An 18,796-nucleotide genomic window follows, 5' to 3' on the forward strand; every position below is an offset into this window, starting at 1 on the left:
TCCCAACTTGATTGGGAATCGTAATGCAATAGGCTTTAAGATTCCCGCCTGCGCGGGAATGACGACCACCGAAACCATCACTGCATGCCCTAAACTCGTCATTGCGAGGAGGAACGACGAAGCAATCCCATTCAAAAAGTCAGATTGCTTCAGCTCACACAAGCCCGGTTTCGCATTCGATAGCTATCGGATGACGACCACCTTACCTGATTTGCACCTAACCTTATCGGCATTGCGAAGAGGAAAGACAATCTTTCCCGAAACTTTGGGAAAGCAATCTCTCTCAACCGTCATTTCGAGCGAAGCCGAGAAATCTTTGAACCTATTGGAAAAGATTTCTCGACTTCGTTTCACTTCGCTCGAAATGACGGATGAATTCAAGTCGAAAGGATGGATTAGTGGATTTTTATTATTGCTTCTTTTTTTCTTCTCGTCCTCTGCCAATGCTAAAATCCTTTTGCCTCAAATTTTATCGAGCAACATGGTTTTACAGCGAGAAAAGCCCATCAATATCTGGGGATTTGCTTCACCAAGCGAAAAAATAGAAGTCACTTTTGCCGGGCAATCTAAAACTACAATTACCGATAAAACTGGAAATTGGTCGGTTATTTTATCGCCACTTAAAACCTCATCAAAGCCACAAACCATGACGATTTCTGGCTCCAATAAAATCGAATTAACCAACATTTTGGTTGGTGAAGTTTGGGTATGTTCCGGTCAATCTAACATGGAATATGCCATGCGTAAACTCGCAAAAATCCCTAAACCTAAAAATGAAAAATTAGGTTTTCCATCGGATGAAGTGGCAAAAGCCAAGAATAATCAAATCAGAATTTTCCTCGTTAATCGTAAACAATTGAATAAACCCGATTCTATTCATAAAAGTTGGGCGGTTGCACAAGATTCCGCTTTGCGTTCTTTTTCTGCAGTAGGCTATTTCTTCGCTAAAGAAGTTCAGGAGAAATTGGGTATTCCGGTTGGCATGATTTCTTCGGCGATTCCCGGAAGCGCTATCGAGCCATGGATTTCGGAAGATGCTTTCGCTCAGGAAGACTATTTCAAAAATCAAAAAGTAAGTAATGACCCCGGCAAGTTTTATCCAACGATGATTGAGCCACTTACTAAATTCAAAATCAAAGGTATTTTATGGTATCAAGGCGAAACAAATTGCTTTTTAAACGAGACTATCAGTTATTCATACAAACTAAAAACATTGGTCAATCTTTGGCGTAAAGCATGGGGAGAACAGTTGCCATTTTATTATGTGCAGATTGCGCCATTTGATTACAGCAAACAAAAAAGCGACAAAGTTGTGCTTACTCCCGACACAGAACCTAACTTTTGGGAAGCGCAACAACAAGTTTTACGTTTGCATAATACCGGAATCATTTCTACTTCAGATTTGAATGATAACGGAGGGGATTTGCACCCAACGTACAAGTGGGAAGTTGGACGAAGATTAGCACTTTTAGCTTTGGCTAAAACCTATAATCAACAAATAAGCTTTTCAGGTCCGATTTATAAAACGGTGAACTTTAAGGATGGAAAAGCGGTGTTGGATTTTGATTATTTGAAAACACCTAATTCTTCACTTACAGGATTTACAATTGCCGGTAGTGATGGGAAATTTGTAAATGCGGATGCGATATTTAAAGATGGTAAGGTAATAGTTTCGGCAAAAGATGTAAAAGAACCAAAAGCTATACGCTACAACTGGACAGAAAATCCATCCGGTAATTTTTATAGTAACGGTTTGCCGGCTTTGCCTTTCCGAACCGATAATCCTTTAATCAATCAATTTAAAACGAATTAATGAGAATCAGACTTATACTTTCCTTTTGTTTAATAATGATGTTTAGCTTCGTAAAAGCGCAACAAACGGAGAAATTATATCTTTCGGGAACAGGAAACGATGATACCGTTAATTGGGATTTTTTCTGCACAGCCGGTGCGAATTCGGGCAAATGGACAACCATTCCGGTTCCATCAAACTGGGAATTGCAAGGTTTTGGAAAATACAATTACGGTTTTAATAAGGAAGAAAATAAGGGTAAAGAGCAAGGATTGTACAAATTCAATTTTAAAGTTCCTGCTGATTGGAAAAACCGAAAAATCAATATCGTTTTCGAGGGTTCGATGACCGATACCGAAGTTAAAATCAATGGTAAATTGGCTGGAGAAATTCATCAGGGTTCATTTTATGTTTTTAAATACGATATTTCAAAATTATTGAAATCAGGTGAAAATTTGCTTGAAGTAAAAGTATCCAAGCATTCTGCCAATCAATCAGTTAATGAGGCAGAACGAAAAGCCGATTTCTGGATTTTTGGTGGCATTTTCAGACCTGTTTATCTGGAATCTTTACCGCAAACGTACATCGATAGAATTCAAATTGATGCCAAAGCCGATGGGAATTTAAATGCTCAACTCGCTTTCACCGGCGAAGCCGATAAAGTGGAAGTCGAACTTTCCGGTAAGGATGGGAAAAGGTTTGGCGACAGATTTACAATTCCGATTAAGAAAGGAACGCAAACATTAATGTTGAATCATCAGTTTGCTAAGCCTGAATTATGGTCTTCGGAATTTCCAAATCTTTATACAGCAACTTTTACCTTAATCAAAAATGGAAAGGAAATTCATCAGGTTTCTAAGAAAATTGGTTTCAGAACTGTTGAAGTAAAAGAGCGTGATGGCGTTTATGTAAACGGCGTAAAAATGAAATTTAAAGGGGTTAATCGCCATTCTTTTTATCCATCATCGGGCAGAACCACGAGCAAAAAAATCAGCATAGCTGATGTGCTGTTGATGAAAGAAATGAACATGAATGCCGTTCGCATGTCGCATTACCCGCCTGATGGACATTTTTTGGATGTTTGCGATTCTCTTGGATTATTTGTGATGGATGAACTCGCCGGCTGGCACGGAACTTATGATACGCCAACCGGAACAAAGTTGATGAAAGAAATGATGCTGAATGATGAGAATCATCCATCGATTATATTTTGGGCAAATGGAAATGAGGGTGGACATAATCGCGAACTCGACCATCTTTTTCCTGAAGAAGATATTCAGAAACGTGCTGTAATTCATCCGTGGGAAGTTTTTGGCGGATTTGAAACCACACATTACCGTGAGTTTAATTATGGAATTGGCAATTACGACCATGGCCATAACATTTTAATGCCAACGGAATTTTTGCATGGCATGTGGGATGGAGGTCATGGAGCGGGCATTGAAGATTACTGGAATGCGATGTGGAATAACCCGCAATCTGCTGGTGGTTTCCTCTGGGATTTTGCCGACCAGGCTGTTGTTCGTACTGATAAAAACGGCGAATTAGATACCGATGGAAACCATGGTCCTGACGGAATTGTTGGTCCTTACCACGAAAAAGAGGGCAGTTTCTTTACCATCAAGGAAGTTTGGAGTCCTGTTTTTGTAGAGAAAAGAGAAATGTCGGCTGGCTTCAATGGCTCGTTTGTATTGGAAAATCGTTACGCTTTCACTAATCTTAATCAATGCACTTTCGAGTGGAAACTAAAAAAACTAAAAGCCGGAGCTGATGCTGAATTCAAAGCAGGAAAAGCAGATGCGCCAAATATCAAACCTTTTGAAAAAGGAAAATTACAAATCAATCTTCCGGCAGATTGGAGGAATTTTGATGCTTTGTATTTAACTGCAAATGCGCCAGATGGCAAGGAATTATTTACCTGGAGTTTTCCAATTGCTCTGCCTAAGGATGATGCAGAGAAAATTGTGGTAAAAACAGCTTCATCAAAAGTGATTTTAAAGGAAGATGCAAAGGTGTATCAGGTAACAGCTAACGGCATCGATTTAACGTTCGATAAAACAACAGGATTACTGCAACAAGCTAAAAACGCTAAAGGTGTGATTCCGTTTTCAAACGGTCCGGTTTTGCAAGAAGGCGTGAATAATTTTAAAAATTTCACGACTAAAACGGATGGCGAAAATTTGATTATCTCATCCAAATTTGATAAGAAAGAAAGCTTTAATACCTTGCAATGGACAATTTATCCATCGGGTTGGTTAAAAATGGAAGTGAAATATTTTCCATCGGCTTACTTTACCACTTTCGTAGGATTGAACTTCTCTTATCCCGAAACTGAAATTAAAGCAGTAGAATATAAAGGAAATGGTCCGTACCGAGTTTGGAAAAACAGAATGAAAGGACAACAGTTTGGCATCTGGAAAAAGGATTACAACGACTCTGCAACGGGTGAACCAGGTTGGCAATACCCCGAATTTAAAGGCTATTACTCCAATATGTATTGGTGCGAATTTATTGGAAAACAGCAATCCTTTAAAGTGGTAACAGACAGAGAGGATGTTTTTTTGAGATTATTTACGCCAAAGAAATCTAAAGATACAGAATACGATAACATAAGTCCGACGTTCCCGACTGGAGATATTTCGTTTATGAACGGAATTTCAGCAATAGGAACGAAAACTCAAAAACCAGAAACAACAGGGCCGATGGGCATGAAGAATATTTATTATGATTTTGATAAAGACCCAAGCAGGGCGTTGAACATGACTTTGTACTTTGATTTTTCAGTGCAGTAGTCCGTCATTGCGAGGAGGCACGACGAAGCAATCTCATTCGAGAAATTAGATTGCTTCAGCTCGCTCAGACCCAGCTTCGCAATGACGACCGACTTAACTGGCATATTGAAGAGATAGGTAGAAATAAATTATTGAATGAAATTAATATTCCCGCAGATAACACGTATTTACGCAGATTAGAAATAATTGTCTGCGAAATCTCCGAAATCTGCGAGAGAAAATTATTAAATAAAGTAGAAAGAGTTTTATCGTTCAGAGGGGTTTGTCATTCTAAACAATGGAAAACCAAGTGTAAATAAATCACTGCCAAAACTAGTAAGTGGGCAGGCAAGGAAAGTAAATAAAAACTAACAGATGCTTCGTACCTCAGCATGACAGCAAATGAAAAAAATAAATAATAAACAGAATCAGTGTAATCACTTAATCGGTGTAATCAACCGCGAAGCGTAAATGAACATTAAAATCTACATAGCGATAATCAGTATCTGGCTACTTCCGTTTTCAAAAGTGGTGGCACAAGTTTCGTTGCAACATACCACCTGCGAGATGCTTGTAAATCCTTTAGGAATTGATGTTCAAAAACCTCGTTTGGCCTGGCACATTATTTCAAAAGAAAGAAATGTAATGCAAACCGCTTATCAGGTTTTGGTTGCTTCTACTTTAGAAAAATTAAATGCCAACGAGGGCGATTTCTGGGATTCAGGAAAAGTAAATTCTGCTGAATCTATTCATGTAACTTACGATGGAAAAGCATTGACAAGTCGTGTGAAAGTTTATTGGAAAGTTAAAGTGTGGACAACTGCTGGTCAAAGTGAATGGTCGGCTAATAACTATTTTTCGATGGGTTTGCTTTACTATAAAGACTGGCCAAAAGGTTGGATAGGTTTCGATAGGGCATTTCCATGGGATAATATTAAAACCGATTCACGCTTATCAGCAAGGTATTTTAGAAAAGAATTTCAAAGTGCAAAAACCGTAAAATCTGCAACGGCATCTATCATTGGTTTGGGTTTGTACGAACTTTTTATCAACGGAAAAAAAGTGGGCGAAGATGTTTTGTCGCCATCGCCGACAGATTACACTAAAAACGTAAAATATAACACATACGATGTAACCAATTATATCCAAAATGGAAAAAATGCGGTAGGTGCGATTTTGGGTAACGGTCGGTTCTTCGCCATGCGCCAGAATGAGAAACCTTATAAAATTAAAACTTTTGGTTTCCCGAAAATGCTGATTAACATCAACATCGTTTATACAGACGGAACAACTGCAAATATTGATACAGATAATAGTTGGAAAGGCACCGCTGATGGACCCATCAGAACCAATAACGAGTATGATGGTGAAGAATATGATGCGACAAAAGAGGCTATCGGATGGAATAAAGTAGGTTTTGATGATAGTAAATGGGCAAAGGCCGAATTTGTTCAGGAACCTACTGGCGTTATTGAAGCGCAAATGAATGAGAATATGCGGGTGATGAATATGCTAAAGCCAACATCAATCACCAAACTTTCAGGCGGAAGATACATCCTCGATATGGGGCAAAATATGGTGGGTTGGTTGCAAATTAAAGTGAAAGGTTTGCGAGGAAAACAAATCAAAATGCGTTTTGCAGAATCGTTGCAAGCGAATGGAGAACTTTTTACGGCTAATCTTCGCAATGCAAAATGTACAGATTTATATACTTTAAAAGGTGGAGAAACCGAAACCTGGGAACCCACTTTTGCTTATCGCGGTTTCAGATATGTAGAACTTTCGGGCTACACTTACCAACCATCGGTAAATGATTTCGTTGGGAAAATGATTTACGACAACATTAAAACGGTTGGAACTTTCGAAACTTCTGATGCTTTAAGCAACCAGATTTTTAAAAATGCCTGGTGGGGCATCGCTGGGAATTATAAAGGAATTCCGATTGATTGTCCGCAACGTAACGAACGCATGCCTTGGCTTGGCGATAGAGGCGCTGTGGCTTATGGCGAAAGTTTCGTTTTTGATAATGGACGGTTTTACACAAAATGGTTGCAGGATATCAGAAACTCTCAAAAAGAAGATGGTGCCATTCCTGATGTGGCCCCAGCTTTCTGGAGGTATTACAGTGATAACATGACCTGGCCGGGAGCGATGCTTTTGGTTACGGAAATGGTTTACAAGCAAACGGGAGATGTTTCTGCGGTGCGTGATAATTATCCGGCGATGAAAAAATGGCTTTCGTATATGCAAGACCGCTACATGAAAGATTACATTTTAACAAAAGATAGTTATGGCGATTGGTGCATGCCTCCGATTACTATTGAGTTTGGTAGAGGAAAAAGTGCAGATAAAAAATATCCATCGGAACTAATTTCAACTGCTTATTATTACCATTTCACGCAGTTGATGATTCAATTTGGACAAGCAATTGGAAACCAAGAAGACGTAAAAAATTATCAGCTTTTGGGCGAAAAAATTAAGGATGCTTTCAACCAAAAATATTATAACGAAAAAGGATATTATGCCTCAAATGCTTTAACGGACAACATCATTCCGCTATATTTTGGCATGGTTGCAAAAGATAAGGTTGAGGAAGTTTTTAAAAATATTACTTATACTGTTGAGGTTACCAATAAAGGTCATTTAAGTAACGGTTTAGTGGGCATTCAATGGTTAATGCGTTGTTTGAATGATTACGGCAGACCGGATTTGGCTTATACTATTGCCACTCAAAAAACATATCCAAGTTGGGGTTATATGGTTGATAATGGCGCAACAACGATTTGGGAGTTATGGAATGGCAACACCGCCGACCCGAAAATGAACTCGCAAAACCATGTGATGATGCTGGGCGATTTATTAATCTGGTATTACGAAAATCTGGCAGGAATAAAATCAGAAAATGGTGCTTTTAAAAAGATTATCATGAAACCTGAAATGATAAACAGCTTGAATTCTGTTAATGCAAGCTACAATTCTGTTTACGGTTTAATAAAAAGCAGTTATAGCAAAACAGCAAATCAATTTAACTGGAATGTAACTATCCCACCAAATACAACGGCTTTGGTTTACATTCCTGCAAATAATAAAAGTGATGTTTCTGAAAAATTGAAATCAATAAAAGATTTAAAATTTATAAAAATGGAGAATAACAGAGCGATTTATGAGGTTGGGTCTGGAGATTATTCTTTTGTGGTGGATGGAAAATAAATATAAATAAGTCGTCATTGCGAGGCATGAAGCAATCTTTCTCGCAAATGAGATTGCTTCGGCTGATGAAAAATCAGTCTCGTAATGACGATTAAACTATTAAAAGTATGAGAAAAATATTAAAACCATTAATGTTACTAACCTTACTGCTAACCACAGTAAATGCGTTCAGTCAAATAAAGGATGTGGTTGTACCTGAAGAAATTTTAACCAAAGCAAAGGAATTCGTTTCTGCGTTAAACTTAACCGATGCAACTAAGAAAACTGCTGTCGAAACTGTTATCGCTATTCATTTAACAACTATTAGAGATTGGCACAATGAGCATCCTGCATCAACCGTTCCTGACGGAATAAATCCGGTTACAGGAAATAAATTAAGCGATTTGGATAAACAAATCATTGCCGATTCGGCGATGCCGGCAATTGTTCATCAAAATCTAATGGATGGTTTGAAGAAAAATTTATCTCCCGAACAGGTGGAAACGATTTTAGATAAATACACCATTGGTAAAGTGGAGTTTACGATGAAAGGTTATAAAGCCATCGTCCCTGATTTAACCGCTGATGAAGAGGTAAAGATTTTAGGATTTTTAAAACAAGCAAGAGAGCAGGCAGTTGATTATAAAAATATGAAACAAATTTCGGCCATTTTTGAAATTTACAAAACGAAATCAGAACAAATGCTGAACAATAATGGACGAAATTGGAGAGCGCTTTTTAGTGCTTACACTAAAAAGATAAAAGAGGAGAAAGCGAGTAAAGCGAAGCAGTAATGCATTTTATTTCGCCTTATCGTCATTGCGAGGCACGAAGCAATCTCACATCGGTAGCGATTGCATTAAGATTGCTTCGTACCTCGCATCCGATAGCTATCGGATGACGACCATTTATAGATAGTTGGTTAACACAAACTTTATGTTAAAAAGAAAAATATACATCACATTAGGACTTGTCTTCGCAGTTGCAATAACTGCCAACGCACAAGTAGAAAAATGGCAAACTGGAGTCGTGAAGCAAGAATTTCTGTACGATAAAGCACCATTTCCATCATGCCATTCTGCAACCATTGCCGAAACGCCAACAGGTTTGGTCGCCTCATTCTTTGGCGGAACAAAAGAGCGTAACCCAGATGTGGAGATTTACATCAGTCGCTTTGTAGATGGAAAATGGTTGGCGCCGGTTTCAGTAGCGAACGGCATCCAGCCTGATGGTAAGAGATTACCAACATGGAATCCTGTTTTGTATCAGGTTCCGGGAGGAGATTTGTTGCTATTCTACAAAATCGGACCAAAACCATCTGAATGGTGGGGCTTGATGAAAACTTCAAAAGATGGTGGTAAAACTTGGTCTGATGCTAAAAAATTACCCGATGGCTACATCGGTCCGGTTAAAAACAAACCGGTTTTATTAAGCAACGGAAATTTGTTTGCACCATCAAGCAGAGAGGGCGATGGTTGGAAAATTCATTTTGAGGTTACAAAAGATAATGGCAAAACCTGGAGAACAGTCGGGCCATTGCAAGAAAACGGAATTAAAGCCATTCAACCAAGTATTTTGCAATATGGAGACAGGAAACTTCAAATTTTAGCCAGAACAGCAAACAGAGCAATCGTAGAATCCTGGTCTGAAGATAACGGCGAAACTTGGTCAGCGTTAACAAAAACTTCTTTACCAAATAACAACTCCGGAACGGATGCCGTAACGATGAAAGATGGTCGCCATGTGTTGGTTTACAATCATGTTTTGCCTCCCGGTGATTTAGCCAAAGGAGCAAGAACCCCACTGAATGTTTCGGTTTCGAAAGATGGTAAAAACTGGTCTGCAGCACTAATTTTAGAAGATTCGCCAATTAGCCAATACTCTTATCCTGCAGTGATACAAACATCTGATGGTATGTTGCACTTCATTTACACCTGGAGAAGAGAAAAAATTAAACACGTGGTTGTGGACCCATCAAAACTAAAGTTGAAGAAAATTAAAAATGGTGTTTGGCCAAAGTTAAAAGGTTACACCGCTCCGGTTATTACAGAAACTAAAAGTGAAGAACCATGAGAGGAATAAGTCATTTCTTCACCTCATCGTCATCCGATAGCTATCGGATGCGAGGCATAGCTTGTCCCGACTTTTCGGGAAAGCAATCTCATTCTGCAAAGCCAGATTGCTTCAGCTCGCTCATGTCCAGCTTCGCAATGACGACCGCCATAAAGTCATTGCGAGGAGGAACGACGAAGCAATCTCTTTTTAAAATAAATTAACGGAAATGGAAAGAGGCGGATTTGCTTACATCATGACAAATAAAAATCATGCGGTTTTATATACAGGCGTAACGTCTGATTTGCGAAATAGGGTTTACGAACACATAAATAATGTTTATCCAAAAAGTTTTACCTCGAAATACAAATGTTATAAATTGGTTTACTATAATTTCTTTTGGAGCATTGAAGAGGCAATTGATGAAGAAAAAAGAATAAAAGGAGGCAGTAGGATTGCCAAGCTCAAATTGATAAATGAATTTAACCCAAATTGGAATGACCTATTTGAAACATTGGACTAGCTTTTTTAAGTCATTGAAAATAAACACGATGACGAAAATTAACCATTCGATAGAGATTGCTTCGTTTGATGAAAAATCAAACCTCGCAATGACGGATTTATCGATTCAACCCATTACCTCATCGTCATCCGATAGCTATCGGATGCGAGGTACGAAGCAATCTCATTCTACGAGGTCAGATTGCTTCAGCACTCACAAACCCGGCTTCGCAATGACGACAGCCATACCGTCATTGCGAGGCACGAAGCAATCTCATTCTACAGATTCAGATAGCTTCAGCTCGCTCAAGCCAGGCTTCGCAATGACGAGCACAGTGCTCAAGTATGTTGCAACACTATTTTTAGTTTATTTATCTTCCTCAATCAACTCATACGCCCAAACCCAAAACACTGATAATCTCTACAAAAAACCTTTAGTTGATGTTTTAAAAGAAATTCAAACCCGATTCAAGGTTCAAATTAAATATTCCGAACCGCAGGTGAAAGATAAGTGGGTAAACTATGCCGATTGGCGTTTTAGAGCAGATGTTGATGAAACCCTAACGAATGTGCTTACCCCTTTGGATATGAAAGTGAACAAAGAAAAGCTTGGGGTTTATAAGTTGAAAGAGTATGAATATTACCGATGGGAAGTTCAAGATGGCTGGGCATATTTGGATAATTTGGCCTCAAAATACAACGATAAAGCCAGTTGGGAAAAGCGTAAGGCAGAAATCAAACCTGAGTTATATCAGGCTTTAATGTTATCGCCATTACCTGCAAAACCATCATCAAAGCCAATAATTACTGCGAAAAGAATTTTCGATGGTTATTCAGTCGAAAACATTGCTCTGGAGATTTTGCCTGGCGTTTGGATTAACGGCTCACTCTATAAACCATTAAAGGCAAAAGGCAAAATACCTGTGGTTTTATCTCCTGATGGCCATTGGGAAAAGCAACGTTACCGAGCCGATTGCCAGATTCGTTGCGCAACCATCGCCCGAATGGGTGCCATGGCTTTCAGCTACGATTTATTTGCTTGGGGCGAATCGATGCTCCAATTTAAGTATGAAGACCACCGCCGTAGTTTAGCTCAAACTATTCAAACCTTAGGCGGAATCCGTATTCTGGATTATTTTTCTTCTTTAAAAGAAACCGATACAAACAGAATTGGCATCAGCGGTGGCTCAGGCGCCGGAAGTCATTGTATTTTAATGACCGCAATGGATGATAGAATTAAACTTAGCGCACCTGTGGTTGCCATGTCATCCTACTTTTATGGTGGTTGCCCATGCGAAAGTGGAATGCCAATTCATCAATGCGGAGGTGGAACAGATAATGTGGAATTGGCTGCAATGGCTGCCCCGCGGCCACAGTTGTTGGTGTCGGATGGGAGTGATTGGACGGCTCATACACCTGAACATGATTTCCCTTATCTGCAAAAAATGTATGGCTATTATGGTGTAAAGGATAGAGTGGAGAATGTTCACTTACCAGATGAAAAACATGATTTCGGTATCAATAAACGCATTGCGCTTTACGATTTTTTAATCAAGAATTTCAAGCTAAATGGTAATGCTATTAAAGATAAATCTGGAAAATATGATGAAAGTAAAGTAACAATAGAAAAAGAAAATGCTATGTATGTTTTCGGAGATAAAGGTGAGAAATTACCTAAAAATGCCGTAATGGGATTTGAAAATTTGGAGAAATTGTTTCCTTTAAATACAATTAAATAATGTTTTATTCTTGCCGTCATTCCCACGCAGGTGGGAATCTTAAAGCATAAGCAAACCTTATCATTAAGATTCTCAGTCAAGCTGAGAATGACGACCGGTCATGGTTGGTGTTTTAACGAGCTGACAAATAATCATTAAAGCAACAAAAGAAAATTATGCAATATCAAAACAGGAGAACTTTTATTACAAATACCACTTTACTTGCAGGAGCTTTGTTCATTCCGAATCAGTTGCTTATGGCATCTGAAAAGGTGAACAGGTATAAGATTGCCGTGATTGATTTGATGATTCTGAAACGTCAGAAAATTAGTGCTTTGCCATTAGCTAGAGAAATTGGGGCAGACGGTTTAGAAATAGATATGGGCGGTTTGGGGGATAGAGAAACTTTCGACAATAAACTCGCTGACCCGAAAATTCGTCAGGAGTATTTAGAAAAAGCAAAGGAATTAAACCTCGAAATCTGCTCTTTAGCGATGACGGGTTTTTATGCACAATCTTTCGCAAAACGACCAACTTACCAAAAAATGATTCAGGATTGTTTGGATACTGCAAAAGCAATGAATGTAAAAGTGGTTTTTCTTCCATTAGGTGTTCAAGGCGATTTAGTTAAAAACCCGGAATTGCGTAAGCCAATTGTAGAAAGGTTAAAAGTAGCAGGAAAAATGGCCTCGAATGCTGGTGTTGTAATCGGAATTGAAACAGCGCTGGATGCTTCAGGCGAACTTCAATTATTGAAAGATGTGGGTTCTAAAAACGTAAAAAGCTATTTCAATTTCTCCAATGCCATTAAAAATGGAAGAGATTTACACACTGAGTTGAGGATTTTGGGCAGAAAAAATATCATTCAAATCCATGCAACGAATGAAGATGGCGTTTGGTTGCAAAACGATCCAAAAATCAATTTAAACAAAGTAAAAGAAACTCTTGATGATATGGGATGGAAAGGTTGGTTAGTGGTTGAGAGAAGTAGAGATGCTACACAACCAACCAATGTGAAATACAATTTTAGTGCGAATACGAGCTACTTGAAATCAGTGTTTCAAATCGATAAATCGTCATTGCGAGGTACGAAGCAATCTCATTAGGGAATTATGAAAACCAGAAAGATGCAAAGTATAAATAAAAAGAAAATTATAATTAGTTGGTTCATGTCTCCACGAACTAAACTATTTATATCATTTTCACTTCTCGTAATTTTCTTTTCGTTATTATCATTAAAAGCAAGTGCAATAGATATTTACGTTTCAAAAAATGGTTCGGATGCTAACTTAGGTACCAAAGAAAAACCACTTGCTTCACTGCATTCAGCCATTAGAAAAGCCCGCGAATTAAGACGTTTGAATGATTCTTCGATTAAAGGAGGAATCAAAATCATCATTGAAAAAGGATTTTACCAACTTCATGAACCTATAATTCTTCGTCCAGAAGATTCAGGTACAAAAGATAGTCCGACGGAAATTATGGCTACTGAAAAAGTGATTTTAAGCGGGGGTGTAAAAATTAATGGTTGGAAAAAACTAACTGGTACAATTCCGGGATTGCCAAAAGAATCTTTAGGGAAAGTTTGGGTTGCTAACGCTCCCAACTTCCATGGAAATGATTTATTATTCCGACAGCTTTGGATTAATGGAAATAAGGCCATTCGGGCAAAAAACTACAATGGCGATGCTATGGGTAGGATTTTATCGTGGGATAATGAAAACCAAACCTGTAAAATTCCACTTCAAAAAAACGTCAATTTAGCAAATATTAAAGGGATGGAAATGCTCATTCACCAATGGTGGGCAATTGCAAATCTTCGGGTTAAATCGGTAAAAGTTAACGGAAATACTGCTGAACTCTCATTTATGCAGCCCGAAAGCAGAATTCAATCAGAACATCCTTGGCCAGCACCGTGGATTTCTGAAAAAACCGGAAATTCTGCATTCTACCTCACAAATGCTATTCAGTTTTTAAACGAGCCAGGCGAATGGTTTGAAGATTTACAACATCATAAACTTTATTATTGGCCGAAAGCTTCAGAGAATATGCTTAAGGCTGAAGCGATTGTACCTGCTTTAGAAAACCTCCTGAAAATTGAGGGAACGATTGATAATCCTGCTGCTTTTGTGCATTTTAAAGGTATTTCTTTTGAATACTCCACATGGTTGAGACCATCAAAACAAGGGCATGTTCCGCACCAGGCGGGGATGTACATGCTTGATGCTTACAAACTGGACAAAGCCGGTACTCCCGATAAACCCACTTTGGAAAATCAGGCTTGGGTCGGCCGACCGGCATCAGCTGTTGAAGTAACTTATGCGAAAAATACTTCCTTCGAATCTTGCAGTTTTATACATCTTGCCTCAACGGGATTGGATTATAAGAAAGGAACTTCAGACAATGAAATTAAAGGAAATTTATTTAAAGATATTGGTGGCTCAGCAATTTTAATCGGAACATTTTCCGATGAGGCAACAGAAGTTCATTTACCTTACAATCCATCAGATAAAAGAGAAATTTCATCCAATAATAAAATAGAAAATAACCTAATTATCGATGTAACCAATGAAGATTGGGGTGCGGTTGGCATAGGAGCGGGTTATGTTCAGGGTATTAAAATTTTGCATAACGAAATCAGCGATGTTTCTTATTCGGGCATCAGTATGGGCTGGGGTTGGACGAAATTGGAAAATGCGATGAAGAATAATACCATCAGTGCTAACAAAATCCATCACTACGGTAAACATATGTATGATGTGGCCGGGATATATACTTTATCTGCTCAGCCCGAATCTTTCATCACTGAAAACGTTGTCGATAGTATTTATAAAGCACCTTTTGCCCATCTTCCTGAGCATTGGTTTTATCTTTATACCGATGAGGGTTCATCTTCTTTTACGATAAAAAACAATTGGACACCAACGGAAAAATATCTTCAAAATGCCAATGGGCCGAATAATTTATGGGAAAATAACGGACCGAAAGTTGTCGAAAATATTAAGCAAAATGCTGGTTTAGAAAAACCTTTTCAATATTTGTTAAGGGAGAAAGCAATTTATTCCAATCGCGGAATCAATCAAGCAGAAGCTAAATCGGTGGTTTTTGAATTGGTTTTTAAGTCTGATAATCTACCGGGAAAGAATACTTTAGAAACTTTCGCTAAGGAAAATAACCTTCTGCCTAGCTCAATTTATAAGTGGAATAATCGATTGGTTATTTACACTTCCAACTTAAAAGTAGAAAGTTTGCAACAAACTTTGAAACGTTTAGATGCATCAGAAATTAAGCTTTATGATAATCTATTTTACGAATTCAACAGAGAGAAAAACTGCGGTGATAAGCCTGTAGCAGAATGGGATAATATCATTTTATCAGCCAATTTAGTTAACGATGAAAAGATGCAAAAGGAGTATTTAGATTATCATAAAACGCAGTTTGAGAAATGGCCTGAAATATCGAAAGGATTCTGTAATGCAGAATTTCAACGTTTGGCCATTTTCAAAAAGGATAGACAATTAATGTTGATTATCAGCATTCCTAAAGGAAAAAAATTAGATGATTTGAATCCAAAAACAACTTTGAATAATCCAAAAGTAGATGAATGGAATGCAATAATGAAAAAATATCAGGAAGGAATTGAAGGCACAAAACCCGATGAGGTTTGGGTGTTTTTTAAACCGATAGAGCAATAATACACTCGTCATTGCGAGGCACGAAGCAATCTCTCTAAATAGATTGCTTCGTGCCTCGCAATGACGACTTAAGAAATAAAAAATAATATCATGTTAAGATTAGGGATTTTAGGTTTAGGAGAGGGCAGAAGTACAATTTCTGCATCATTGGCGAGCAAAAAATTTAAGCTCATTCAAATTTGCGATGCCAATAAAAAGCTTTGTGAAGAACGGGCTTTGGAGTTCGATTTCGAGAACTGGACAACCAATTACGAGGATATGTTAACTAGTGATAAAATCGATATGATTGCGATTTACACTCCAGACCATTTGCATTTTGAGCACATTAAATTAGCACTCCAACATGGGAAACACGTAGTTTGTACCAAACCTTTCATCGATGATTTATCGCAAGCCAATGAACTTTTAGAGTTGGCTAAAAAATCAAGAAAAAAGATTTTTGTTGGGCAAAGTTCAAGGTTTTTTGAACCTGCCATGCGCCAAAAGAAAGATTTCGATAAAGGTTTAATCGGCGAATTAATCACGATCGAAAGTTATTATCATGCCGATCATCGCTGGTTTTTAGAAAAAGGCTGGTCGCTAAAACAATCTTTCAAATGGTTGTATGGTGGTTTAAGCCACCCAACAGATTTTATTCGCTGGTATATGCCCGATATTGAAGAAGTAATGGGTTACGGAATGCTAAGTAGCGATGGACAAAAAGCGGGACTTAAAAATCAGGATACGATGCACTTCATTTTCAAAGCAAAAGACGGCCGAATTGCAAGGGTAAGTGGCGCTTATACCGGACCAACTCAACCTTCAAGTCGCGATAGTGGCATGAGCTGCATTCTCCGCGGAACAGAGGGTGCTAGTCAAGCCGATTACCATGAATTGCGTTACTCGGTTACGACAAAAACCGGCGAAGAAAAGATTATTACCTGGGGCGATTCTACTTTGAAACATTATTTCCGTTTCGAGGGACAAAGCCATCATGCAGGGGAATATCAAAACTATTTGGATTATTTCGCTGACAGCATCAATAATAAGTTTACCGCTTATCCCGATTTAAAAGAGGGCATCGGCACAATTGCACTTTTGCAAGCCATGGATAAATCGATGGAAACAGGTTTGCCGGTAAAAATTGATGATATTTTGAAAGCCAATAACATTACAAGGGAATCGATAGGATTGTAAAATTTTGCAACTAAAACATACAACGGTCGTCATGGCGAGGTACGAAGCAATCTAATTAGAGAGATTGCTTCGTACCTCGCCATGACGGGACGCTTTAAAGGCCATAGCACAGATTCTTCGTTAAGCTCTCAACCGGCCTAACAAATTTTTGGGGATGCACTGTCAAAGCCAATGCAGAAACTTTAAAACAAAAATTTTAAGCCGGCAATTTTGTTTCTTTTGTTGTCAAAAGAAAAAAAGCCCGTCTGGCTAGGACAATTACTAACCAAATAAACCAAATGGGAAACATTGTAGAACGATTAACCAGCCTTGATTACTTCATTGTAGTCGCGTACCTCATTATTCTGATTATCATCGGGTATCGGGCTAGTTTCTCAAAGAAAAAAGGTGAAGATGAAACCTTATTCCTCGCAAATAAATCACTAAACTGGAGTAGTATTGGCTTTAATATGTGGGGCACAAATGTTGGCCCATCTATGCTGTTGGCTTTTGCAAGCATTGGTTACAGCACAGGCATTGTGGCGGTCAACTTCGATTGGTATGCCTTTATATTTCTGTTCTTATTAGCGATTGTTTTTGCTCCAAAATACCTAGCTGCAAAAGTGAGTACCATGCCCGAATTTATGGGCAATCGTTATGGCGATTCTACTCAAAATATCCTCGCTTGGTATGCCTTAGTTAAAATTTTAATATCTTGGTTATCACTAGGCTTATTTGCTGGAGGATTTTTAGTTCGCCAGATTTTAGGTATCCCAATGTGGCAATCCGTTACAGTTTTGGTCGCTTTTGCAGGTTTATTTACTTTTTTCGGCGGATTAAAAGCCATTGCAAAAGTGAACGTTTTCCAAATGATTTTATTGATTGCGGTTTCACTTTCCTTGATGCTCTTGGGCCTGCATAAAGTAGGTGGAATCTCAGCTCTGTACGCTAAAACACCCACACATTTTTGGAACTTAATTCAGCCGGCTAGCGACCCAAAATATCCCTGGTATGCAATTTTACTAGGCTATCCGGTTGCAGCGGTCGCTTTTTTCTGCACTGATCAATCTATGGTTCAATCGGTTTTAGGTGCTAAGAATTTAAAGCAAGGTCAGTTGGGTGTGAGCTTTATTGGCTGGTTAAAAATACTTTCATTGCCCTTATTTATCGGAACAGGAATTATATGCTACGTGCTTTTTCCAAACCTGAAAGACCCGAACGAGGCTTATATGACCATGGTTACTAGCTTATTTCCGCCAGGGATGAACGGTTTGGTAATTGTAGTTTTGATTGCCGTTTTAGTGGGTACCATCGGTTCCTCTTTAAATTCATTAAGTACCGTTTTTACAATGGATATTTATGTGAAGAAAATCAATCCGCAGGCGAGCAACAAACAAATTATTCGCATTGGCAGATGGGCAGTTGTTGCTGGTTGTATCTTTGCCGTTGTTGTGGTTTTGGCCATCGATAATATAAAAGGATTAAATTTATTTGATGTTTTTCAATCGGTTTTAGGTTTTATTGCACCGCCACTTTCGGTAGTATTTCTGCTAACGGTTCTTTGGAAAAGAACCACCAGAAAGGCAGTAAACTTTACACTTTCAATAGGTTCAATATTGAGCTTAGGAACCGGAGTAACCTATTTATGGATTTTACCACCCAATAAATATCCTTTCTGGCCACACTATTTAATGCTGTCGTTTTTCATTTTTGCAGGATTACTCATCATCGCAATGTTGATTTCCATATTGGATAGAACGCCGAGTATTTACACGATAAACGAGGAACATCAATCGAACATTGAGAAACCGGATAGGGCAGTTTGGATTTCGTGGATTGCACTTGCTATTGTAATGGTAGCACTTTATATATTCTTTAACGGTCACTAAAATATAATTAACCACAGATGAAAAGGATGAACAC

General features: G+C 38.4%; 11 protein-coding genes. All 11 read left to right on the top strand.

Annotated elements, in window-relative coordinates; genetic code table 11:
• Positions 1 to 58 precede the first annotated feature (58 nt).
• Positions 59 to 1,813, top strand: a complete 1,755-nt coding sequence (locus tag H7U22_RS02290; RefSeq protein WP_248284658.1) for a sialate O-acetylesterase — start codon at positions 59 to 61, stop codon at positions 1,811 to 1,813.
• Positions 1,813 to 4,584: a glycoside hydrolase family 2 protein gene (locus H7U22_RS02295; RefSeq protein ID WP_187069729.1), complete on the top strand. Its 2,772-nt coding sequence runs from the start codon at positions 1,813 to 1,815 to the stop codon at positions 4,582 to 4,584. Before H7U22_RS02290 ends, H7U22_RS02295 begins: the two co-directional genes overlap by 1 nt.
• Positions 4,585 to 5,034: 450 nt before the next feature.
• Positions 5,035 to 7,773, top strand: coding sequence for an alpha-L-rhamnosidase (locus H7U22_RS02300; protein WP_187069730.1), 2,739 nt, complete (start codon positions 5,035 to 5,037; stop codon positions 7,771 to 7,773).
• Between the two features lie 107 nt (positions 7,774 to 7,880).
• Positions 7,881 to 8,546 carry a DUF3826 domain-containing protein gene (locus tag H7U22_RS02305; protein WP_187069731.1) on the top strand — a complete coding sequence of 222 codons (666 nt, stop codon included), beginning with the start codon at positions 7,881 to 7,883 and terminating at the stop codon, positions 8,544 to 8,546.
• Positions 8,547 to 8,688: 142 nt separating this feature from the next.
• Positions 8,689 to 9,825, top strand: coding sequence for a sialidase family protein (locus H7U22_RS02310; RefSeq protein WP_187069732.1), 1,137 nt, complete (start codon positions 8,689 to 8,691; stop codon positions 9,823 to 9,825).
• Between the two features lie 208 nt (positions 9,826 to 10,033).
• Complete coding sequence (locus H7U22_RS02315) at positions 10,034 to 10,327, top strand: GIY-YIG nuclease family protein (protein WP_187069733.1); 294 nt, start codon at positions 10,034 to 10,036, stop codon at positions 10,325 to 10,327.
• Between the two features lie 28 nt (positions 10,328 to 10,355).
• Positions 10,356 to 12,044, top strand: coding sequence for an acetylxylan esterase (locus H7U22_RS02320; protein ID WP_248284659.1), 1,689 nt, complete (start codon positions 10,356 to 10,358; stop codon positions 12,042 to 12,044).
• Positions 12,045 to 12,199: 155 nt separating this feature from the next.
• Complete coding sequence (locus H7U22_RS02325; RefSeq protein ID WP_187069734.1) at positions 12,200 to 13,129, top strand: sugar phosphate isomerase/epimerase family protein; 930 nt, start codon at positions 12,200 to 12,202, stop codon at positions 13,127 to 13,129.
• 6 nt (positions 13,130 to 13,135) lie between these two features.
• A complete protein-coding gene (locus tag H7U22_RS02330; RefSeq protein ID WP_248284660.1) occupies positions 13,136 to 15,718 on the top strand; it encodes an L-rhamnose mutarotase in 2,583 nt (860 codons plus the stop codon).
• 90 nt (positions 15,719 to 15,808) lie between these two features.
• Entirely contained in the window at positions 15,809 to 16,894 is a 1,086-nt protein-coding gene (locus H7U22_RS02335) for a Gfo/Idh/MocA family protein (RefSeq protein ID WP_187069735.1), read from the top strand.
• A 278-nt stretch (positions 16,895 to 17,172) separates the two neighbouring features.
• A complete protein-coding gene (locus H7U22_RS02340) occupies positions 17,173 to 18,762 on the top strand; it encodes a sodium:solute symporter family transporter (protein WP_187069736.1) in 1,590 nt (529 codons plus the stop codon).
• Positions 18,763 to 18,796 lie beyond the last annotated feature (34 nt).

This window comes from Pedobacter fastidiosus (genome assembly GCF_014306625.1).
GTDB classification, from domain to species: Bacteria; Bacteroidota; Bacteroidia; order Sphingobacteriales; family Sphingobacteriaceae; genus Pedobacter; species Pedobacter fastidiosus.